Here is a 21,062-nt window from a genome sequence, read left to right on the forward strand (position 1 = left end):
GATGGCGGAGACGGCCCGGCCGTGGCTGACGGTGATCGGTATCGGGGACAGCGGGCTTGCCACGCTCCCCGGCGAAGCGCGCGCGACGCTCGAGGCCGCAAAAACCGTCTTCGGCGGCGAGCGACATCTGGCGATGCTCGGCGATTCGCCTGCCCGGACCGTCGCTTGGGCTAAGCCCTTCGCGGATTCGGTTGCGGCGCTGAAAGCCTCTACCGGCACGCCGACCGTGGTGCTTGCCACCGGCGACCCGATGTGGTTCGGCGTCGGCGCGACTCTGACGCGGCATTTTTCGCCTGAGGACATGTGGGTCATCCCGGCGCCGTCGGCGTTTCAGCTCGCGGCGGCCCGCCTGGTCTGGCCGCTGGCCGACTGCCGCTGCCTGACGGTGCATGGCCGGCCGGTCGAGACCGTCAATCGCTATCTGGCCCCCTCGGCGCGGCTGCTGATCTATGCCGAGGATGCGTCCTCGCCGCAGGCCATCGCGCGGCTCCTGACCGGACGAGGTTTCGGGCCGAGCCGGATCGTCGTGCTGGAGCATCTTGGGGGCGAACGCGAACGCGTCCGTGCGACCACCGCCGCCGGCTTCGACCTCGCCGATATCGCCGATTTGAACACCGTCGCGGTCGAGTGCGTGACGGGCCGGGCGGCGACGTCGCGATCCCTGATGGCGGGGCTTTCGGACGATGCCTTCGTGCATGACGGCAAGATGACCAAGCGGGTGCTGCGGGCGCTCGCTATCGCCGCGCTCGAACCGCTACCGGGCCAACAACTCTGGGATGTCGGGGCGGGGTCGGGCTCGATCTCGATCGAATGGCTGCGTTCCGACGCCGGCATGTCGGCCGTCGCGATCGAGCCGGTGGCCGAACGTCGGGCGATGATCGCCGAGAACGCCGCCGCGCTGGGCGTGCCGGAACTCGCGATCGTCGCGGGCGAGGCGCCGGCCGCCTTCGCGGAGCTGGCGCCGCCCGACGCGGTGTTCATCGGCGGCGGCCTCACCGACGGCGTGTTCGACGCGGCCTGGGACGCGCTGACGCCGGGCGGCCGGATGGTCGCCCATGCGGTGACGCTGGAATCGGAAGCGATCCTGATCGCGCTGCATGCCAAGCTGGGCGGGGAATTGATGCGGATCGGGGTCGAGCGGGCCGAAAAGGTCGGTCCCTATCGGGGCTTCAAGCCGGCGATGCCGGTCGTCCACTGGCACGTCACCAAGGGCGATGCGCCATGAGCGCGGCGACCGGCACGCTCTACGGTCTCGGCGTCGGGCCGGGCGACCCGGAACTCATGACGCTGAAGGCTCTGCGCCTGCTCAAGGCGGCACCGGTCGTCGCCTATCCGGCGCCCGATCACGGCACGAGCTTCGCGCGCGCCATCGTCGCGGCGTATCTTTCGGCCGAACAGGAAGAAGTCCCGATCATCGTGCCGATGCGCGTCGAGCGGTTTCCCGCCGCCGCGATCTACGACGCGGCGGCGGAGCGGATCGGCGCACGGCTTGCGGAAGGCCTCGACGTCGCCGTCCTGTGCGAGGGCGACCCGTTCTTCTACGGCTCCTTCATGTATCTCTTCGAGCGCCTTNTTGCGGAAGGCCTCGACGTCGCCGTCCTGTGCGAGGGCGACCCGTTCTTCTACGGCTCCTTCATGTATCTCTTCGAGCGCCTTGCTGGCCGTTTCCCCACAGAGGTGGTCCCCGGCGTGTCCTCGGTGATGGCCGCCTCGGCGGCGCTGAAACGGCCGCTCGCGGCCCGCAACGATGTCCTGACCGTGATTCCCGGACCGCTCGACGATGTCGCGCTCAGTGCCCGGATCGAAGCGGCGGAGGCCTTCGCCATCATGAAGCTCGGGCGGCATTTTTCCCGTGTGAAGGCGCTGATCGAGACGCTGGGGCTGCTCGACCGCTGCGCCTATGCCGAACGGGTGTCGCTGCCCGAAGAGCGGCTGCTGCCGCTTCGCGACGTCTCGGGCGATGCCCCGTATTTTTCGATGATCCTCGGGTATCGCGGCAGCGAGCCGGCGATCCGCGACGCGGCCCTTTGCCGGGAGCCCATCCGATGACCGACAAGACCGCCGCAATCGTCATTCTTTCCGAAGCACCCCGCGCGCTGGCCGAGCGGGTAGCGGACTTGATCGGCGGCGCGGTGCATGGCCCGGCCAGGCGCTGCCCGGACGCCGCAATCGTCTTCGATGAGGCGGGGCCACATCTGCGCGCCTTGTTTCGCGAGGGCCGGCCCATCGTCGCGGTGATGGCGACAGGGGCGCTGATCCGCATCCTTGCGCCGCTCATCGCCGACAAACAGGCGGAGCCCGCGGTCGTCGCCCTCGCAGAGGACGGTTCGGTCGCCGTGCCGCTGCTCGGCGGCCATCACGGCGCCAACGATCTGGCCCGCACGATCGCCGACGATCTGGGCGGCGTTGCCGCGATCACCACCGCCGGCGACCTGCGCTTCGGTGTCGCGCTCGACGCGCCGCCGCCTGGCTGGCGGCTGGAGAATCCCGAAGGCGCCAAACCGGCGATGGCCGATCTCGTCGCCGGCGCCACCGCGCGGCTCGACGGCGAGGCGGAGTGGTTGTCCGGCTCGCGCCTTCCGTTCGCGCCCGACGGCACCGTCCGCCTGACGGTCATGGAAGAAGCGCGCGCGCCCGCCGCCGGCGAACTGCTCTATCGTCCGCAAACGCACATCCTCGGCATTGGCAGCGAACGCGGCGCGCCGACCGAGGAGGCCATCGATCTGGCGGATAGCGTTTTCGCCGAGGCCGGTATCAGCCCGCTATCGCTCGCCGCCGTTGCCTCGATCGATCTCAAGGCCGACGAAGCGGCCATCCACGCCGTCGCCGAGCATTACGGCGTTCCCGCGCGCTTCTTCACCGCTCTGGAGCTTGAAGCCGAAGCCGGGCGCCTGGAAAATCCGTCCGACATCGTCTTCGCCGAGACCGGCTGCCATGGCGTCGCCGAGGGCGCGGCGCTCGCCACCGCTGGCGCCGACGGCCGGCTCGTCGTCGCCAAGCGCAAGAGCCGGCGGGTGACGGCGGCGCTCGGCCGGGCGCCACGGCCCCTCGATCCGGCGCGGATCGGCCGCGCGCGCGGCACGCTGTTCGTCGTCGGCATCGGCCCTGGCGGCGAGGAATGGCGCTCGCCGGAAGTCAGCCGCATGGTCGAGACGGCGAGCGATCTCGTCGGCTATTCGCTCTATCTCGACCTGCTCGGACCGCTGACGAATGGTAAGACGCGGCACGATTTCGACCTCGGTAAGGAAGAGGCGCGGGTGCGCCACGCGATGGAGCTGGCCGGCGAAGGCCGCGCCGTCGCCCTCGTCTGCTCCGGCGACGCCGGCATTTATGCGATGGCGACGCTGGTCTTCGAACTCATCGACAAGGGCGGGGTGTCGGACGCGGCGCGGCGGATCGCCATCCAGTGCTCGCCGGGCATCTCCGCCCTGCAAGGGGCGGCCGCCCGCGCCGGCGCGCCGCTCGGCCATGATTTCTGCACCATCTCGCTGTCGGACCTTTTGACGCCCTGGGACGACATCCAGCGGCGGGTGCGCGCGGCGGCGGCGGCCGATTTCGTCATCGCCTTCTACAATCCGGTGTCAAAAAAGCGCCGCACGCAGCTTGCCTTCGCCCGCGACGAACTGTTGAAGCATCGCCCCGCCGCAACGCCCGTGATCCTGGCGACCAATCTCGGGCGTGAGGGCGAGCGGGTGCGTTTCGTGCCGCTCGCTGAGCTCGACATCGACGATGTCGACATGCTGACCGTGGTCATCGTCGGCTCGTCCGAGACGCGGCTGGTGACCACCGGTGACGGGCGCGAATGGGCCTATACGCCGCGCGGCTATGCGGGAAAAGCCGGAACGGGGATGCAGATCGATGCGGCTTGATGTGAATTCAAGCATATGTCAGAAATAGCATCATGAAGGCGCGGCTACTCGATCGCCGCAAGGAGACCTTGCGGAGCGGCGCCATCGTTGAAATCACCATCTGGCGCCTGCCGGCGCCCACATCCGAGCGGCCGCATGGACTTAAATATTCGCTCTTCTACGGACGGCCGAACGAACGGATCATCGGTTACGACAATGAACGCGGTAAGGGGGATCACCGACACTATCGAGGCCGTGAAGAACCTTACGTTTTCATCGATATCGCGACACTGCTTTTGGATTTCCAGCGAGACATCGAGAAGGAGCTGAAACATGGATGAAGTCATCATCAAGGTTTCGTCTCTCGATGAGTTCTTCGACGAGGCAAGGTCCGCCGCTCGCCGCATTGACGCTGGCGATTTCACGCCGTCGCCTGCCGCTCACCTCGGATTCGAGGATGCCGAAACGCTGCTAAAGGCTTTGACGCCCAACCGGTGGACTCTGCTCCGCACCCTTCGAAAAGGCGGGCCGACGTCGATCCGTGCTCTGTCCCGACTGCTCGGGCGTGACTATCGCGGGGTCCATTCCGACGTCTCGGCGCTTCTCGAGCTTGGCTTGATCGATCGGGACGACAAGGGCCTGATCCGCGTTCCCTGGTCGAAAATTACGGCCGAACTATCCATCGAAGAGGCCGCATGACCGTCCACTTTATCGGCGCAGGACCCGGCGCGCCGGACCTAATCACCGTTCGCGGCCTGCGGCTGATCGAGACTTGCCCGGTCTGCCTCTATGCCGGCTCGCTGGTGCCGGAGGAGGTCGTCAAGGCGGCGCCCGAGGGCGCGCGGGTGCTGGATACCGCCCCGATGACGCTCGACGAGATCATCGCCGAGATGCGGGCGGCCCACGAGGCTGGCCTCGACGTTGCGCGGGTGCATTCCGGCGACCCGTCGCTCTACGGGGCGATCGCCGAGCAGATGCGCCGGCTGGATGCGCTCGCCATTCCCTACGACGTGACGCCGGGTGTACCGGCCTTCGCGGCGGCGGCGGCGGCTCTGCAAAAGGAGCTGACGGTCCCGGAAATCTGCCAGACGGTGATCCTTACCCGCACCGCGATGAAATCGTCGAAGATGCCGGAAGGCGAGGAACTGTCGACCCTCGGGCGGAGCGGCGCGACGCTGGTGATCCATCTGTCGGTGCGCAACATCCCGCACATCCAGCGCGAGCTCGTGCCGCTGCCCGCCTATGGCGAAGATTGCCCGGCGGTTATTGCCTACCGGGTCGGCTGGCCGGACGAGGCCTTCATCCACGGCACGCTCGGCGACATTCACAAAAAGGCGCGCGCGGCGAAGCTGACGCGCACCGCGCTGATCTTCGTCGGCCGGGCGCTGGGCGCCAAGGATTTCATCGATTCCAAGCTTTACGACGCCGGCCACGTCCATGTGCTGCGGCCGAAGCGCAAGACGCTCGCCTCGTGATCTAGGCGGAGAGGGGTATGCCGAGGAGGGTCAGCACTTCGTTGATGGAACCGGCGACCGGCGGCGGAGCGCTGGGCGGCCGTTCGATCATGATCACCGGCAGGCCGCGCCGTCGCGCGGCTTCGACCTTGGCGTATGAGGCCGCGCCGCCGGAATTGCGGCAGACGAGATGGGTGACGCCGAGCCGCTGGAGCAATTCCGCCTCCTCGTCGGCGTCCGGCGAAGGCCGACCCAGAACGATCTCGGCCGGAAATGGCAGCAGAGGGTCCGGCGGATCGATCATCCGTACCACGAGGTCGAGATCGGACCGGCGCGCGAAGGGCGCCAGATGCTGCCGGCCCAGCGCCAGAAGCGGCCGCGCCTTTGCCGGCAAAGCATCGCAGGCATCGCCAAGGCAGGCGACGCGGGTCCAGCGGTCGCCGACTCGCGGCTCCCAAGCAGGACGGACCAGCGCGACACGCGGCACGTCGGCGACTTCGGCCGCCCGTGCCGCATTGCGCGAGATGCCGGCGGCGAAGGGATGCGTCGCGTCGACGAGATGGGTGATGCCTTCCTGGGTGAGAAATGTCGCGAGACCGTTGGCGCCACCGAAGCCGCCTACGCGGACCGCACAGCCCTCGGGGAGGACCGGTGTTGCGGTTCGGCCGGCGAGCGACAGCACGATTCTTGCATCCGGTCGCATGATGCGAATCCGGCTAACCAGCTGGTTGGCCTCGGCGGTGCCGCCGAGGATGAGGATGGTCTCAGTCGGTGCGGGCAAGGACCGTGCCCTCCCGATCGACGACGACGATGTGCGGCGTCACCGGCGCGCCGCGCAGGATACCGGTGGCGCTTTGGCGCGCGCGCTCGGCGATGGCGGCGGACAAATCGATCCCCTCGTCGGTACAAAGCTCCAGCGCCGCCTTGGCGGTGTTGGCGGCAAGGATCGTTGGACGCAGCGCGTCGGCCTTATCCGGCGAAAGATCCCCCGCGAGGTCGGCGAGGAAGGTGAAATCCACCTGACTGCGGCCGGAGTGAAGGTCCATCGCGCCCTGCGCCAGTTTGGTCAGCTTGGCGAAGCCGCCGGCGATGGTGACGCGGTCGACCGGATGGGCGCGCAAATACTTGAGCAAGCCGCCAGCGAAATCGCCCATGTCCAGCCATGCCATGTCGGACAGCTCCGGATAGAGTGCCCGCGCGGCGTCCTCGCTGGCCGACCCGGTGGCGCCGACGACATGGGTGAGCCCGGCCGCGCGGGCCACGTCGACACCGCTATGGATCGAATGGATCCAGGCCGAGCAGGAGAACGGGTGAACAATGCCTGTGGTGCCGAGGATGGACAGCCCGCCGACGATGCCGAGCCTTGGATTCCAGGTCTGCCGCGCCAGCGCCTCGCCGTCGGTGACGGAAATTTCGACGGCGACGTCGGCCGGGCGATTGTGACGGGCGCAGAGGCCTTCGACCACGGCCTGTATCATCCGGCGCGGCACCGGGTTGATCGCCGGCTCGCCGGGCGGAATCGGCAGCCCGGCGCGGGTTACGGTGCCGACGCCGAGACCGGCGGAAAAGACGATGCCGGAACCCAGCGCGCCGAAATGGACAGTTGCAACGATCTCGGCGAGATGCGTCACATCCGGATCGTCGCCGGCGTCCTTGACGATTGCGGCCATCGCCCGGCCGGCTTCAAGAACGGTCCGGTTGAGCGCGAAGGCGGGTGTCTCGCCCTTCGGCAGCACGATCTCCACCGGATCGGGAAAGTCCCCGGTCAAAAGCGCGGAAAGCGCCGCCTTGGTCGCGGCGGTGGCGCAGGCGCCCGTCGTCCAGCCGCGGCGCAATTCGCCGGCCGGCTTGCTTTCGCCGCGTCCTTCCGCCCTGTCGTCACCGAGATTGAAGCCCATGCCCGGCTTATAGGCGTCGTCCGCCGTGACGGGAAGCCGGAGGCCCGCCGATGACGGGGCTCTTGATCGCGGCGCCGCATTCGGGCGCCGGCAAGACGACGGTGACGCTCGGGCTGCTGCGCGCGCTGCGGCGCGCGGGCGTCGCCGTCCGCTCGGCCAAGGCCGGTCCCGACTACATCGATCCGGCCTTTCACGCCGCGGCGAGCGGTGGCACTTGCGTCAATCTCGACCCCTGGGCGATGCGACCGGCGCTGATCGCCAGCCTTGCCGGCGAGGCACGCCAGCAAGGCGAGGCCTTCGTCGTCGAAGCGATGATGGGGCTGTTCGACGGCGCCGCGGACGGCAGCGGCTCGGCCGCCGATTTGGCGGCGATGCTGGATCTCAAGATCGTCCTCGTCGTCGACTGCGCCAAACAGTCCCATTCGGTCGCCGCGCTGGTCCGGGGGTTCGCGACCCATCGCGCCGACGTCGCGATTGCCGGGCTGATCCTCAACCGCGTCGGGTCCGACCGGCATGAAAGCCTGCTGCGCGAGTCGCTGGCGCCGCTGGCCATTCCGGTTCTCGGCGTGCTTCCACGCCAGCCCGATCTCGCGCTGCCCGAGCGCCATCTCGGCCTCGTCCAGGCCGGCGAACACGGCGATCTGGAGGCCTTTATCGAGCGCGCGGCGAACTGGATCGCGCAAGGCTGCGACCAGCCCGCGCTGACGGCGCTCGCGGGTGCAGGCCCGGAAGCGGCGGTGGCCGCTCCCCCGACGGGGTCCGCCGCCCCGCTCGGCCAGACGATCGCCGTCGCGCGGGACGCAGCCTTCGCCTTCGCCTATCCGCATCTTCTCGCCGGCTGGCGGGATGCCGGCGCCGCGCTGTCGTTTTTCTCGCCGCTGGCCGACGAGGCACCGGACCCGTCGGCCGACGCGATCTATCTGCCGGGCGGCTACCCGGAGCTCCATGCCGGGCGTCTTGCGGCGGCCTCCGTTTTCCTGGCAGGGACACGAGCGGCGGCGGAGCGCGGCGTCGCGATCTATGGCGAGTGCGGCGGCTATATGGTGCTCGGCGAGACACTCACCAACTCCGACGGCACGCCTCATCCGATGCTCGGCCTGCTGCCGCTGGAAACCAGCTTCGCCCGGCGCAAGCTGCACCTCGGCTATCGCCGGCTTGAGCCGGTCGATGGCGCGCCTTGGGCTGGTCCGTTGCGGGCGCATGAGTTTCACTATGCGTCGATCGTCGCCGAAGGGCCCGGCGAGGCGTTGTTCCAGGCGTCGGACGCGCGCGGCCTCGATCTCGGCCGTCACGGCCTTCGCCGGGGGCGTGTCAGCGGCTCCTTTCTCCACGTCATCGACAGGGAATCCTGATGCGGCCGGACGCCAGCGCCCTTCGCCATGGCGGCGCCCTCGACGCCGCGATCGCCCGGCATGGCGGGCGTCGCAAGGACTGGCTGGATTTGTCCACAGGCATCAATCCGGTCGCGGCGGAACTGCCGGCGTTTCCGCCCGAAGCGGTCTCACGCCTGCCGGAATCCGGCCTGGAACGCACCGTTCTCGAATCCGCGCGCCTGGCCTATGGCGCGCCGGCCGACGCCGGAATCGTCGCCGCGCCGGGCTCGCAAGCGCTGATCTCGCTGCTGCCGTTCCTCCTGCCGCCGACCGAAGTCGCGATCGTCGAGCCGACTTATGCCGAGCATCGGCGTGCTTTCGCCGCGGCGGGGCATTGCGTGGTGGGAATCGACCGGCCGGACGATATCGCCGACACCGTGAAAATCGCCGTCGTCGTCAATCCGAACAATCCGGACGGGCGGGTTTTCTCGCGGGCCGAACTGTTCGAGCTTTACGAGCGAATGGCGGCGCGCAGCGGCCTTCTCGTGGTCGACGAAGCCTTCATGGACGTCACGCCCGACATGAGTCTGGCCTCGGAAGCCGGCCGGCCTGGCCTTTTGATCCATCGCTCCTTTGGCAAGTTCTTCGGCCTTGCCGGGCTTCGCCTCGGCTTCGCGCTGACCACGCTCGACCTCGCCGAGCAATTGTCCGAGCGGCTCGGGCCGTGGGCGGTGTCGGGGCCGGCGCTGGTTTGCGCCGAGGCGCTTCTCGGCAATGACGCGGCGATCCAGGCCACCCGCCAGCGTATTCGCCGTCAGGCCGAAAGGCTTTTCGAGGCGGTGCTGGACCGTCGGACGCCGCTGATCGGGCGAACCGCCCTGTTCGCGACGATCCGCCACGAGCGAGCCGGCGCGCTGTTCGAAGCGCTCTGCCGTCGGCGCATCTTGACGCGGCCTTTCGCCGAGCGGCCCGACTGGTTGCGGATCGGCAATCCGGCCGGCCCCGACGATGCCGCGCGGCTGCGGGCCGCGCTGGCGGAAGCGCTCGACGAGATCGGCGGCGAACGGTGATGTCGCGCGTCGCGATCCTGTTTCTGGGCACGGCCCTTGACCGCCTTATCGGCGACCCCGACTGGCTCTGGCGTCGGGTGCCGCATCCGGTGGTGCTGTTCGGGTGGGTGATCGACCGGCTCGACCGGACTCTCAACCGGCCAGGGCTCGGGGAATCGGGCCGGTGGCGCAACGGGATCATCGCCGCCGGTCTGTTCGTCGTCGGCGCTTTACTCGCGGGCCTTCTCTTGTCGACGATCTTCGCCAGCCTGGGTCTTTTGGGCGGGCTGCTCGAGGCACTCGTGCTCGCCGTGTTCCTGGCTCAAAAAAGCCTCATCGACCATGTTCGCGCGATCGAACGCGCGGTCGGCGAAAAGGGACTGGAATCAGGGCGCCGCGCCGTCGCGATGATCGTCGGCCGCGATCCTGAGGCGCTGGACGAGGCCGGCGTGTGCCGCGCGGCGATCGAGAGCCTGGCGGAAAACGCCTCCGACGGCGTCGTCGCGCCGTTTCTCTGGTATCTGATTTTGGGCCTTCCGGGCCTGCTTGCCTACAAGGCCGTCAACACGGCCGATTCGATGATCGGGCATATGAACGATCGCTATCGCGCCTTCGGCTGGGCCTCGGCGAAGCTGGACGATTGGATGAACTGGCCGGCCGCCCGGCTGACGGCGCTCTTGATCGCGCTTTCGGCGGGGATGCGCGATCGCGGCCTGGCCGAAGTCCGCGCCGCCCTGTCAATCGCGCGGCGCGATGCGCCTTTGCATCGCTCGCCCAATGCCGGCTGGCCGGAGTCGGCGATGGCCGCCGCCCTTGGCCTGTCGCTCGGCGGCCCGCGCCGCTACGGCAATCTCGAAGTCGAGGCGCCGATGCTCAATCCGGCGGGCCGGCGCAGGGCGCGCCCGGCCGACATCGCGGCTGCGATCGGGCTGTTCCGGACCGCCGCGAATCTGCTTCTGGCGTTCGCCGCGCTGCTGTTCATGGCGGCGGCGCTATAGACCGGCTTCGTTTAGCCGCTTCCCAGCGCCAGTCCGAGCAGCGCGGCGATTTCCACGAGCTGCTGCGAAGCGCCAAGGCAGTCCCCGGTCTGGCCGCCGAGCCGGCGTTCGATGAAGCCGCGAAACCATAACAGCACCAGCCCGCCGAGGAGGAAGCCGGCGAGCGTCGGGCCGAAGCCGACGGCGAGGATGCCGGAGACGAGAAAGAGGCCATCGCCGATCAAGAGGGCCGCGCGGCCGTTTCTGCGGTCCGGCCGGCCCATCCGATCCGCGGTGCCGCCGACCGAGGCGGAGGGCAGCGACGCCCACAGCCAGGCCATCGCGCCGCGGCTTGCCGCCGCGATACCGAGCATGGCGAGCGCCGCTCCGATGGGACCGGCTTCGACCAGCTCGGCCAGAAGCCCGATCCGTAGCGCGATCGACAGGACGAGGGCGAGGGCGCCATAGCTGCCGACCCGGCTGTCCTTCATGATGGCCAGCGCGCGCTCGCGCTCATGGTGGCCGCCGAGCCCGTCAGCGACATCGCCGAGCCCGTCTTCGTGCAGCGCGCCGGTGACGAAGACCATCGCCGCGACCGCCAGCGCCGCGACGACGAGCGCCGACAGGCCAACCGCCGGACCGAGAAACAGAATCAGCGCCGCGGGCAGCGCCGCGATCAGCCCCGCTAGCGGAAAGGCATGGACATCCTCGCCGAGGGGGTGCGTGCCGGTAAAGGCGCGGCGTGCCGGCGGAAGCCGGGTCAGAAAGGCCAGCGATCGCATCGTCGAAGCGGTGAATTCCCTCATTGCGGACTTGCTCCTTGCGCGTCGCTACGCCATGCCCGCCACAGCCAATTCGTAACGGCGCCGCCGACATTCCGTCGTCGTTCGCCGAAGCAAACCCCGAGGAGCGAGCGATGTCCACAACCGGGCTGCCTTTCGACGATATTCGTGATCTCGTCCGCCGGATGCCGGGGCCCGACGAGGCGGCGGTCCGGGTGAAACGCGAGCGCGAAGGGCAATTGACCAAGCCGGCGGGCGCGCTCGGCAGGCTGGAGGATATCTCGGAGTGGCTCGCCGCCTGGCAGGGCCGTCAGCCTGCGGTGCGACGGCCGCTGGTCGCGGTCTTTGCCGGCAACCACGGCGTCACCAGACAAGGGGTCTCACCCTTTCCGGCCGAGGTGACGGCGCAGATGGTCGCGAATTTCGCCGCCGGCGGGGCGGCCATCAATCAGATCTGCGCCGCCTACGACCTCGGCCTCAAGGTCTTCGACCTTGCCCTCGAACTGCCGACCGAGGACATCACGGAAGCCGCGGCGATGGACGAGCGTACCTGCGCCGCCACCATGGCCTTCGGCATGGAGGTGCTGGCCGGCGAGCCGGATCTTCTGTGCATCGGCGAGATGGGCATCGGCAACACCACCATCGCCGCGGCGATCTTCGCGGCGCTGTTCGGCGGGGACCCGAGCGACTGGACCGGTCCCGGCGCCGGCCATGACGCGACCGGCGTCGATAAGAAGGCGCGGGTCGTCGCCGCGGCGCTGGAGCACCACAAGGGACATCTCGCCGACCCGCTGGAGGTATTGCGCCGTCTCGGCGGCCGCGAGATCGCCGCGATGGCCGGCGCGATTCTGGCCGCGCGCATGCAAAAGGTGCCCGTCATCGTCGATGGCTTCGTCTCGACCGCCGCCGCGGCGATCCTTTACGCCATGGACCCGAAGGCCCTCGACCATTGCCTGTTTGGCCATGTATCGGCCGAGCCGGGCCATATTCGCGCGGTGGAAGCGATGGGCAAGGTGCCGCTCCTGGCCCTCGGCATGCGGCTCGGCGAAGGCACCGGCGCGGCCATAGCCGCCGGCATCGTCAAGGCGGCGGCGGAATGTCATTCCGGCATGGCGACCTTCGAGCAGGCGGCGGTCTCGAACCGGGAGTAAGGGGGCGCAGACCGCGCCCCGCCGCGCGTGGTGGAACGAGAATCCAATAAAACCGGACCGCGTGGGAAAACCATCCCCGCACGCTGGCCCGAACGCAATTCCCGTAGCCTGAATAGATCGCGGCTCCCGCATATGTTCTGGGAACACGCAATTCGGGAAACACTGCGATGGACTTCGTTCCCCTGATCGATCTGATTGGCGAGAATCAGACCGCGCTCGCCGGCGGTGCCGTGATCGGCGTCCTGTTCGGCTTCTTCATGCAGCGCAGCGTGTTCTGCACGCGCTCGGCGGTTCTCGACCTCACCCGCAGACGCGATCTCGCCGCGCTGGCGACCTGGGCGGCGGGCTTCGCGACTGCGGTGCTCGGCGTCCAGATCCTTTTGACGCTCGATGTCGTGAACGTCGTCGAAACCCGCTTCTTTGCCACCGCCCAGAGCCTGTCTGGCGCCATCATTGGCGGCGTCTTGTTCGGCATTGGCATGATCCTGGCGCGCGGCTGCGTGTCGCGATTGCTGGTCTTGTCGGCCACGGGCAATCTGCGGGCGCTCTATTCGTCGGTCGTCATCGCCATTGTCGGTCTCGCCACCTATAGCGGCGTTCTCGTGCCGCTGCGCGACAGCGCCGGCGGGCTGTGGAGCACGGCGGCGATCGGCGGCAACGATGTCCTTGCCCATCTGGGCCTCGGGCAGGCAGCCGGGGTGATCATCGGCTTAACCCTGGCGGCTGTCGCGGTCGGCCTCGCTCTGGCGTCGCGGGCGTCCATCTGGCGTCTGGCGGGCGGCGTCGGCGTCGGCGCGACGATCGTCGCCGGCTGGTATTTCACCTACACGCTCTCGCAGCAGGTGTTCGAGCCGATCCAGGCCGAAAGCCTCTCCTTCATCCGGCCGCTGGCCACCACCGCGGCGCTGGCCACCGACGCGGATGCGTTCGCCGGTCTGGACCAGGGCGTTCTCGCCGGCGCGCTGTTCGGCGCCTTCGTCGCGGCGCTGTTGTTCCGGCAGTTTCGCATCCAGACATTCTCCGAGCCGGGCACGCCCTCGATTTTGCGCTACACTGTCGGCTCCGTACTGATGGGTTTCGGCGGCATCCTGGCGGTCGGTTGCACTATCGGCGCGGGCTTCACTGGCGGCGCTGTCCTGGCGGTGTCGGCGCTTCTGGCGCTGCTCTCGATGGTCGGCGGCGCGGCGCTCGCCGACAAGTTCGTCGATCGCCCGCGCGAGGCCCGCGATTTTGCGCCCGAAGAAGCCGGAGCGGTTCCGGCGGAGTAGCCGTTCCCGATCGTCAGCCGTGCTCAGCGTACAACCATGACCGACGTCTTCGCATGGGCGGCGATATAGCCGGCGTTTGACGCGAAGATGTGCTCGGGGAGCCCCGGCACATGCGAGGCGACGACCACCAGATCGGCGCCGCTTTCCTCCACGGCTCTCAACAGCGTTCGATCCAGATCGACCGTCGGGTCATGGCTGACATAGGTCGCCGTCGTCTCCTGCGGGAGGCTGTACTTCTCGGCTTGCGCTTTGCCGAAGGCTTCGAGCTTTCTGGTATATTCCTCGGGCGTATGGGCGACCGAGCCCGGCCCAGACGTCGTCACGCCCACATAGTGGACCGCGCTGCCATAGAGTTGCGCAAGATCGGCGGCCATCATCAACGCCTTTTCCAGTCGGTCCGTATGACCCAAATCGACCGGGACCATGATCTTCTTGTACATGGCGACCTCCTTTGCATCGGCGATGTCTGTTCATGTCTATGTACCGGTTGGGCGGGCGGGCAGTCTTGATGTCGATCAATGACGTTTCCAGAGAATGGTCGCATTCGCTGCGCTTCGATACTATCAGGAGCCGAGCCGCCGAAGCCTGACTTGGGAGGCGGGAACGATCAGCAGGACGGAGAGCTCTCACTCCCATGAAGACACGTGACGACCTCATCCACCATCTTGCCGGTCTCGGGATCGAAACGAAGACGGTCGAGCATCCGCCGCTTCATTCCGTGGAAGAGAGCCAAGCGCTGCGCGGGACGATTCCCGGCGGCCACACCAAGAACCTGTTTCTCAAGGACAAGAAGGGGCGGATATTCCTCGTCGTGGCGGAGGAGACCCGCGCCGTTGACCTGAAGGGGCTGCACAAGCGGATCGGCGCGTCCGGGAGGCTGTCCTTTGCCAGCGGCGACCAGATGCGCGCGCTGCTCGGCGTCGAGCCGGGCTCGGTCACAGCCTTCGGCGTCATCAACGACACCGGGGGCCAGGTCCGTGTCGTGCTTGATGAAGGGCTCCTGGCGCACGATATGGTGAACTGCCATCCGATGACGAATGCGGCGACGACGACCATCGCCACATCGGCGCTGATGGCGTTTTTCCAATCCACCGGGCACGAGCCGCTCGTCATCGGCCTCGAAGCACCGGCAGACGACAACGGGCAGGCGGCATGAGCGACAATCCCTACGGTAATTCCTTCAGCGGTTACGGCGCGCAGACGAGCGGGCCGGCAGGCCAGACGGTGGGCAATGCCCAGCCGCAGGCGCCGACTGCGCCGGCCTCGCCGGGTCTGGAAGGTTTTACGGATTTGGGCGGTGGCGCCGCGCAAACCGATCTGGTCAAGGACACAACGACGGCGAATTTCTCGGCCGACGTCATCCAGGAGTCGCGGCGCCAGCCCGTGATCGTCGATTTCTGGGCGCCCTGGTGCGGCCCCTGCAAGCAATTGACCCCGATCATCGAGCGGGCGGTGAAGGCGGCCGGCGGCAAGGTCAAGCTGGTCAAGATGAACATCGACGACCATCCCGCCATCGCCGGCCAGCTGGGGGTCCAGTCGATCCCGGCGGTGTTTGCCTTCGTCGACGGCCAGCCGGTCGACGGCTTCATGGGCGCGCTGCCGGAGAGCGAGGTCAAGGCTTTCATCGACCGCCTGCCGAAGGGCAAGGGCGGCGGCGCGGACGATCCGGTCGCCCAGGCGCTCGAACAGGCCAGGCAGCTGCTCACTGACGGTGATGCGGGCGGAGCCGCGCAACTCTTCGGCGCAGTTCTCCAGCACGAGCCCAATCACGCCGCCGCGACCGCGGGGTTGGCTGAATGCTATCTGGCGGCTGGCGACACGGCGCGGGCAAAGGCCTTGGTCGATGGATATGCGGCCGAGGATGCCGGCAAGCCGGAGGATCCAGCGCTCGCGGCCATCCGCACCAAGCTGAAGCTTGCCGAGGAGATTTCGGAACTCGGCGATCCGGTGGCGCTCCAGGCCCGGATCGAGGGCGACCCGGACGATCACCATGCCCGCTACGATCTGGCGCTGATTGCCCAGGCAAAGGGCGAGCGGGCGACGGCGGCCGGCCATCTCCTGGAAATCATCGGCCGCGATCGTACCTTCGAGGATGACGCCGCGCGCAAAAAGCTTCTCGAATTCTTCGAGGCCTGGGGGCCGACCGATCCGGCGACGAAGGAGGCCCGGCGCAAGCTGTCCTCGCTGCTCTTCACCTGATCGTCCAGGCGGGCGCGGAAGGGGCGATAAGCCCGCGCCGCTCTCGGCCTTCGAGCCGGTTCGGCCGCTGCTTGTTGCCGCATCCCTTGAGATCGCGTGTTCGCGTTCCAAGTTCGGTCTCGGCAACGGAGACATGGTTTGGTTCACGCCGGCAACTTCAACTATCGGAACGCATCGGACCTCCCGAGCGTCGTCCCGCTCTTTCCTCTGGCGGGCGCGCTGCTCCTGCCGGGCGGGCAGCTGCCGCTCAACGTTTTCGAGCCGCGCTACCTGCAGATGGTCGACGACGCCATGGCCGGGGGGCGGATCATTGGCATGATCCAGCCGGCGCTCGACGGGCGGCGCCGAAGCGATGGCGAGCCGGAGTTTTGCAAGGTCGGCTGCCTCGGCCGGATCACATCGCTCAATGAGTCCGGCGACGGGCGCTACATCATCAGTCTGCACGGTGTCGTGCGATTCCGGGTGCTGGAGGAGTTATCCGATCGGGCGCCGTATCGCTCGTGCCGGGCGGCGGCCTTTCTCGGTGATCTCGATCTGGGGCAGGGAGCCGGCGAGGTCGATCGCGACTCGTTGCTGGGCACCTTCAAGCAATATCTGGAGGCCAATCAGCTCGAGGCGGATTGGGAAAGCGTCACCCGCGCCTCCAACGAGACCTTGGTCAACGCGCTCTGCATGATGTCGCCCTACGGCGCGGCCGAGAAACAGGCGCTGCTCGAGGCCCCCGACCTGAAGACGCGGGCCGAGACTCTGGTCGCCATCACCGAGATCGCCTTGGCGCGCGATGGCGGCGACGACGGCTCCTCGCACACGCTGCAATAGGGCGGTACGGCCACCGCGCGTTTGCCGGAGCCGACGACCGCGAAGTGAAAGACGGAACAGATGAACCAACGGCGCGAAATGGGACGGCCCGATCCGAAGCTGCTCGAGCTTCTGGTGTGTCCCCTGACCAAGACGTCCCTCGTCTACGATCGCGAGAACAACGAACTCGTGTCGAAGGCGGCGAAGCTCGCCTATCCGGTTCGCGAAGGCATCCCGATCATGCTCCCCTCCGAGGCGAGAGAGCTCGACTGAGATGGACAGCCCGGTGTCAAAGAAAGAAGGCCGGGCATCGCGCCCGGCCCTCCGATTTCATCGTGATCTATTGCGCCGCCGCGTCGGGCTGGGCATCGGCATTCGAAAGAACCTCGCTCTGCGCCAGCTGAAGGGCGCGGATGCAGCCATCGTCGTCGTTCGCCGCTTGCGCATTCTCGGCGGCGGCGACGTACCCCTTCGCCGTTTCGGTATCGATCCCCGATTGTTCGGCCTGGTCGACCAACGCCCGGATCTGAGGCAGCGTCTCGGCGCAGCTTGACGCCATCGGCATCTCGCCCTCTGCCGGGGTTTCTGTCTGAGCCGCGGCGATATGAACGCCGAGCATCAGGGTCGCGGCTGTCAGTAGCAGTGCTTTCATCGGAACTCTCCATCTTTCCGAGGGGCGGCGGGACACCGTTTTTGGCGCTCCGTCGATGGAGAGAGGCTCTCGCTGCTTCGTGGTCTGTTCACGTTCGCGCGATGATCATTGGAAGGTGATTTCGGACAAGCCGGCCAAGCCATCGCCACGTTGTCCTGACGATTGCGGCCGGCCGCCGGCGGTCAACCCAAGATGCCGACCGTCAGGGTCAGGCACGCGACGAGGGATAACGCCAGGAGAACAAGCTCGGTCAGCGGCAGGCGCCCGCGCCACGGTGCCCGGAGCCGCGGCGCCCATGGCTTTGGCTGCTTGTCGGTCAAATGCCCGCGCCGTCGCCCACCGTCGCGACGCCTTTCTCGGCAGCCGGATGGCGTTGATGGGCGCCGAAGGCAACCCGCAGCAATGGCCGCAGGGCAAAATCGAGCAATGCGAGGACAGCCGCCAGTACCGGGGCAAGCCCGAACAGAAACCCGATGAAGCCAAACAGCACCGCTGCCGCTGCCCGGAACCGCACCATCGCCCAACGATGGGCTGCGCTTGTCGTCTCGCCGAGCCAAAGCGCCTTAAGTGTATCCAGCGTCGAGCCCGGCTCTGCCGAGGATTGCGACGGCTGCCTGTCGTCAATGACCGTCCGCACGACGCCGAGCGCCATCGTCTCGTTGGTCAACGGGTCGATCAGGATGAAGGAGCCAAGTTCGCGGCTGGCCGCGTAAGTCGTCGCGACCAAGGGACGGTCGAAGGCGATCGTCACGCGGCCGATCTCGTTCATCAACAGGACGTTTGCCGACTTCGGCTCGAACGAATGGATATCGATCGCGGCCTCGAGGGCCCGCACGCTCGCCGGCGTCGAAGCGGTGCCGAGCTTGGCGACCAAGCGTCCGCCGGGCAGCAGTGGCCGGTCGACCATCCAGAGAATCTCGGCGGTGACGGATTTCACCGCCGCCAGCGAATCGTCCGGCCTTGCCAGCACGTCGCCGCGCGAGACATCGACCTCGTCGGTGAGGGTCAACGTCACCGCCTCGCCGGCGGCGGCCGACAGCACCTCTCCGTCGGGATCCCAGACGGCTTTCACACGGGTTTCGCGCCGGCCTGGCAGGACGACGACCGGGTCGCCGGCCGCGATGCTGCCGCCGGCGATGGTGCCCGCGAAGCCCCGGAAATCGAGATCGGGTCGGTTGACCCACTGCACCGGCATCCGGAACGGCGCCGATCCGGCGTCGAAGGTCTCGGGCGTGACGGATTCCAGCCGCTCGAGCAGCGTCTCGCCCCGGTACCACGGCATGTTTGGCGAGCGGGCGGCGATGTTGTCGCCATTCTTCGCCGACACGGGAACGAAGGAGACGTCGGTGAAGCCGAGCGCGGGCATGATCGCCTCATAGCCGCGCTTGATCGCCTCGTAGCGATCCTCGGCGAAGTCGACGAGATCCATCTTGTTGATGGCGATGACGACGCTCTTGATGCCAACGAGCGAAGTGATGAAGGAATGGCGCCGCGTCTGCGGCAGGATGCCCTTGCGCGCGTCAACGAGAATCACCGCGAGTTCGGCCTGGCTGGCGCCAGTCGCCATGTTGCGGGTGTACTGCTCGTGGCCGGGCGTGTCGGCGATGATGAAGGCGCGGTGGCCGGTAGAAAAATACCGGTAGGCGACGTCGATGGTGATGCCCTGCTCACGCTCGGCGGACAGTCCGTCGACGAGCAGCGCGAAATCGAGATCCTCGCCGGTGGTGCCGAATTTCTTCGAATCGCGCTTCAGCGCGTCGAGTTGATCGTCGAAGACGGCGTTGGTCTCGTAGAGCAGCCGGCCGATCAGCGTCGACTTGCCGTCGTCGACCGAGCCGCAGGTGATGAAGCGTAAGAGCGAGGCGGCCGGTACCGCCAACGGCCGCGCGCCGGCCTGTGGATCGACGAGAGCGAGCTTCGCAGGACGAGGAACCGCGTCGGTATCCTCGGCGGCGGGGCGCTGTTGCAGGACGCTGGTCATGTCAGAAATAGCCTTCCTGCTTCTTCTCTTCCATCGAGGCGCCGGAATCCTGGTCGATGACCCGGCCCTGGCGCTCCGAGGTGCGCGATCCGCGCATTTCGGCGATGATGTCGGCAAGCGTCGCTGCCTCCGACGCCACCGCTCCGGTCAGCGGGTAGCAGCCGAGGGTGCGGAAGCGGACCATCATGGTCTCGATCGTTTCGCCGGGCTTCAGCGCCATCCGCTCGTCGTCGCGCATGATCAGCGCCCCGTCTCGCCTCACGATGGGGCGGGGGGCTGCGAAATACAGCGGCACGACCGGGATGTTTTCCAGCGCGATGTAGTCCCACACATCCTGCTCGGTCCAATTCGACAGCGGGAAGACCCGGAAGCTCTCGCCCTTCTTCTTGCGGGTGTTGAACAGCCGCCAGGGCTCCGGTCGCTGGTTCTTGGCGTCCCAGCGATGCTCGGCCGAGCGCAGCGAGAAGATGCGCTCCTTGGCGCGGCACTTCTCCTCGTCGCGCCGCGCGCCGCCGAAGGCCGCGTCGAATTGGTATTTGGCGAGCGCCTGCTTCAGGCCCTCCGTCTTCATCACGTCGGTGTGGACGCGGCTGCCGGATGAGAACGGGTTGATGCCGGCACGCACCCCCTCCTGGTTGATATGGACGATGAGGTCGAGACCGAGGTCCTTGGCGCGGCGGTCGCGGAATTCGATCATCTCCCGGAACTTCCAGGTCGTATCGACATGCAGGAGCGGGAAGGGCGGCTTGCCGGGCGCGAAGGCCTTCATCGCGAGATGCAGCATCACCGCCGAATCCTTGCCGACCGAATACAGCATCACCGGATTTTCGGCCGTCGCTGCGACCTCTCGCAGGATGAAGATCGCCTCGGCTTCGAGCCGCTGCAGATGGGTCAGCTGTTTCATTGCGGCAGTCTCTCGAAGGCTGCGTCCGCTCTCGCGGGACGATGGGCGTCGTTGCGGATGGGGCGGCCAGCGTCATCGACATGCAGGCCGCATTCGCGCTTGGTCTCTTCCTCCCACCACCAGCGGCCGGCCCGTTCCGGCTCGCCTGGGCGGATCGCGCGGGTGCAGGGGGCGCAGCCGATCGACAGGAAGTTCTTCGCGTGCAGCGCGTTGACCGGAATGCCTTGCTCGACCGTGAACCCCACGATGGCGTCGCGGGTCCAGTCGAAGATCGGGTTGGCCTTGATCAGACCGCGGGCGCCGTCGAAGGAGACGAAGTCCATATCCGAGCGGTTGGCCGACTGATCGCGGCGAAGGCCGGTAACCCAGCCGGCGGCGCCGGCGAGCGCCCGTGCCAGCGGCTCGACCTTTCTGACGCTGCAGCAGTTCTTGCGAAATTCCGGCGCGTAGTAGAATCCATCGATGCCTTGGTCGTTCACCAGCGCCTCGAGCGCGTCGGCTTGCGGGTACAGCGCCTTGATGCGGCGGCCGTATTTCTCCTCGGTCTCGCGCCAGAGCGCGTAGGTCTCGGGAAACAGCCGGCCGGTGTCGAGCGTTTTCACCAGTATCGGCAGGTCACTCGAAAAGATCAGATGGGTGATCATCTGGTCCTCGATGCCAAGGCTCGTCGTGAACACCACCGGTCCGCCGGCGCGATCCACCAGCGCCTGCAGGCGCTCAAGCGGGGTCAGCGCCGCGAAGCTGATATTCAGCTCCCCCGCGAGATGTCTACGCTCCGCGCACATGGC

Annotated in this window: 23 protein-coding genes; 15 read left to right on the plus strand and 8 right to left on the minus strand. The window is 67.7% G+C overall.

What is annotated here, in order from left to right:
- Position 1: 1 nt before the first annotated feature.
- The 6 genes from cbiE (at position 2) to cobM (ending at position 5,323) form a co-directional block, all read left to right on the plus strand.
- Positions 2 to 1,225: a precorrin-6y C5,15-methyltransferase (decarboxylating) subunit CbiE gene (cbiE, locus tag VQ045_RS10325; RefSeq protein WP_331830032.1), complete on the plus strand. Its 1,224-nt coding sequence runs from the start codon at positions 2 to 4 to the stop codon at positions 1,223 to 1,225.
- Positions 1,222 to 2,049 (plus strand): SAM-dependent methyltransferase, encoded by an 828-nt coding sequence (locus tag VQ045_RS10330; protein WP_331830033.1) that lies wholly within the window; start codon positions 1,222 to 1,224, stop codon positions 2,047 to 2,049. The genes cbiE and VQ045_RS10330 overlap by 4 nt, the downstream gene beginning before the upstream one ends.
- Entirely contained in the window at positions 2,046 to 3,869 is a 1,824-nt protein-coding gene (gene cobJ / locus VQ045_RS10335) for a precorrin-3B C(17)-methyltransferase (protein WP_331830034.1), read from the plus strand. The genes VQ045_RS10330 and cobJ overlap by 4 nt, the downstream gene beginning before the upstream one ends.
- A 32-nt stretch (positions 3,870 to 3,901) precedes the next feature.
- Positions 3,902 to 4,189 (plus strand): toxin-antitoxin system TumE family protein, encoded by a 288-nt coding sequence (locus VQ045_RS10340; protein WP_327645488.1) that lies wholly within the window; start codon positions 3,902 to 3,904, stop codon positions 4,187 to 4,189.
- The gene (locus VQ045_RS10345; protein WP_327650854.1) at positions 4,182 to 4,547 is read left to right on the plus strand and encodes an HVO_A0114 family putative DNA-binding protein; all 366 of its coding nucleotides are present in this window, start codon (positions 4,182 to 4,184) and stop codon (positions 4,545 to 4,547) included. Before VQ045_RS10340 ends, VQ045_RS10345 begins: the two co-directional genes overlap by 8 nt.
- Positions 4,544 to 5,323 (plus strand): precorrin-4 C(11)-methyltransferase, encoded by a 780-nt coding sequence (gene cobM / locus VQ045_RS10350; protein ID WP_331830036.1) that lies wholly within the window; start codon positions 4,544 to 4,546, stop codon positions 5,321 to 5,323. The genes VQ045_RS10345 and cobM overlap by 4 nt, the downstream gene beginning before the upstream one ends.
- A 1-nt stretch (position 5,324) precedes the next feature.
- On the opposite strand, the gene VQ045_RS10355 is transcribed toward cobM, so the two are convergent.
- Positions 5,325 to 6,083 (minus strand): cobalt-precorrin-6A reductase, encoded by a 759-nt coding sequence (locus tag VQ045_RS10355; RefSeq protein ID WP_331830037.1) that lies wholly within the window; start codon positions 6,081 to 6,083, stop codon positions 5,325 to 5,327.
- Positions 6,067 to 7,200, minus strand: coding sequence for a cobalt-precorrin-5B (C(1))-methyltransferase (locus tag VQ045_RS10360; RefSeq protein ID WP_331830038.1), 1,134 nt, complete (start codon positions 7,198 to 7,200; stop codon positions 6,067 to 6,069). The genes VQ045_RS10355 and VQ045_RS10360 overlap by 17 nt, the downstream gene beginning before the upstream one ends.
- A 50-nt stretch (positions 7,201 to 7,250) precedes the next feature.
- Between VQ045_RS10360 and VQ045_RS10365 the strand changes: the two genes are divergently transcribed.
- Genes VQ045_RS10365 through cbiB form a run of 3 tightly spaced genes read left to right on the plus strand, consistent with a single transcriptional unit; the run spans position 7,251 to position 10,560 of the window.
- Positions 7,251 to 8,552 (plus strand): cobyrinate a,c-diamide synthase, encoded by a 1,302-nt coding sequence (locus tag VQ045_RS10365; protein WP_331830039.1) that lies wholly within the window; start codon positions 7,251 to 7,253, stop codon positions 8,550 to 8,552.
- Positions 8,552 to 9,583 carry a threonine-phosphate decarboxylase CobD gene (gene cobD, locus VQ045_RS10370; RefSeq protein WP_331830040.1) on the plus strand — a complete coding sequence of 344 codons (1,032 nt, stop codon included), beginning with the start codon at positions 8,552 to 8,554 and terminating at the stop codon, positions 9,581 to 9,583. Before VQ045_RS10365 ends, cobD begins: the two co-directional genes overlap by 1 nt.
- On the plus strand, positions 9,583 to 10,560 hold the full coding sequence (gene cbiB / locus VQ045_RS10375; RefSeq protein WP_331830041.1) for an adenosylcobinamide-phosphate synthase CbiB: 978 nt from the start codon (positions 9,583 to 9,585) through the stop codon (positions 10,558 to 10,560). The genes cobD and cbiB overlap by 1 nt, the downstream gene beginning before the upstream one ends.
- 11 nt (positions 10,561 to 10,571) lie before the next feature.
- On the opposite strand, the gene VQ045_RS10380 is transcribed toward cbiB, so the two are convergent.
- Positions 10,572 to 11,345 (minus strand): adenosylcobinamide-GDP ribazoletransferase, encoded by a 774-nt coding sequence (locus tag VQ045_RS10380; protein WP_331830042.1) that lies wholly within the window; start codon positions 11,343 to 11,345, stop codon positions 10,572 to 10,574.
- A 110-nt stretch (positions 11,346 to 11,455) separates the two neighbouring features.
- Here VQ045_RS10380 and cobT point away from each other — a divergent pair, with 110 nt between their 5' ends.
- Together cobT and VQ045_RS10390 are read left to right on the plus strand one after the other, a co-directional pair.
- The gene (cobT, locus tag VQ045_RS10385; protein ID WP_331830043.1) at positions 11,456 to 12,472 is read left to right on the plus strand and encodes a nicotinate-nucleotide--dimethylbenzimidazole phosphoribosyltransferase; all 1,017 of its coding nucleotides are present in this window, start codon (positions 11,456 to 11,458) and stop codon (positions 12,470 to 12,472) included.
- A 167-nt stretch (positions 12,473 to 12,639) separates the two neighbouring features.
- Entirely contained in the window at positions 12,640 to 13,740 is a 1,101-nt protein-coding gene (locus VQ045_RS10390) for a YeeE/YedE thiosulfate transporter family protein (protein WP_331830044.1), read from the plus strand.
- Between the two features lie 23 nt (positions 13,741 to 13,763).
- Here the strand turns inward: VQ045_RS10390 and VQ045_RS10395 are convergent, their stop codons facing one another.
- Complete coding sequence (locus VQ045_RS10395; RefSeq protein WP_331830045.1) at positions 13,764 to 14,180, minus strand: universal stress protein; 417 nt, start codon at positions 14,178 to 14,180, stop codon at positions 13,764 to 13,766.
- 194 nt (positions 14,181 to 14,374) lie between these two features.
- Between VQ045_RS10395 and VQ045_RS10400 the strand changes: the two genes are divergently transcribed.
- From VQ045_RS10400 to VQ045_RS10415, 4 genes are all read left to right on the plus strand, one after another.
- Positions 14,375 to 14,896, plus strand: a complete 522-nt coding sequence (locus VQ045_RS10400; protein ID WP_331830046.1) for a prolyl-tRNA synthetase associated domain-containing protein — start codon at positions 14,375 to 14,377, stop codon at positions 14,894 to 14,896.
- Positions 14,893 to 15,939: a thioredoxin gene (gene trxA, locus VQ045_RS10405; RefSeq protein ID WP_331830047.1), complete on the plus strand. Its 1,047-nt coding sequence runs from the start codon at positions 14,893 to 14,895 to the stop codon at positions 15,937 to 15,939. Before VQ045_RS10400 ends, trxA begins: the two co-directional genes overlap by 4 nt.
- A gap of 138 nt (positions 15,940 to 16,077) precedes the next feature.
- On the plus strand, positions 16,078 to 16,758 hold the full coding sequence (locus tag VQ045_RS10410; RefSeq protein WP_327645471.1) for an LON peptidase substrate-binding domain-containing protein: 681 nt from the start codon (positions 16,078 to 16,080) through the stop codon (positions 16,756 to 16,758).
- Positions 16,759 to 16,818: 60 nt separating this feature from the next.
- Positions 16,819 to 17,010: a Trm112 family protein gene (locus VQ045_RS10415; RefSeq protein WP_206454625.1), complete on the plus strand. Its 192-nt coding sequence runs from the start codon at positions 16,819 to 16,821 to the stop codon at positions 17,008 to 17,010.
- Positions 17,011 to 17,077: 67 nt separating this feature from the next.
- Here VQ045_RS10415 and VQ045_RS10420 read toward each other — a convergent pair whose 3' ends face one another.
- From VQ045_RS10420 to VQ045_RS10435, 4 genes are all read right to left on the minus strand, one after another.
- Positions 17,078 to 17,389, minus strand: coding sequence for a hypothetical protein (locus VQ045_RS10420; protein ID WP_327645470.1), 312 nt, complete (start codon positions 17,387 to 17,389; stop codon positions 17,078 to 17,080).
- Positions 17,390 to 17,705: 316 nt separating this feature from the next.
- On the minus strand, positions 17,706 to 19,370 hold the full coding sequence (gene cysN, locus VQ045_RS10425; RefSeq protein ID WP_327622808.1) for a sulfate adenylyltransferase subunit CysN: 1,665 nt from the start codon (positions 19,368 to 19,370) through the stop codon (positions 17,706 to 17,708).
- Between the two features lies 1 nt (position 19,371).
- Complete coding sequence (gene cysD / locus VQ045_RS10430) at positions 19,372 to 20,274, minus strand: sulfate adenylyltransferase subunit CysD (RefSeq protein ID WP_331830048.1); 903 nt, start codon at positions 20,272 to 20,274, stop codon at positions 19,372 to 19,374.
- The gene (locus VQ045_RS10435; protein WP_331830049.1) at positions 20,271 to 21,059 is read right to left on the minus strand and encodes a phosphoadenylyl-sulfate reductase; all 789 of its coding nucleotides are present in this window, start codon (positions 21,057 to 21,059) and stop codon (positions 20,271 to 20,273) included. The genes cysD and VQ045_RS10435 overlap by 4 nt, the downstream gene beginning before the upstream one ends.
- Between the last annotated feature and the right edge of the window lie 3 nt (positions 21,060 to 21,062).

This window comes from Aurantimonas sp. E1-2-R+4 (assembly GCF_036549515.1).
GTDB lineage: Bacteria > Pseudomonadota > Alphaproteobacteria > Rhizobiales > Rhizobiaceae > Aurantimonas > Aurantimonas coralicida_A.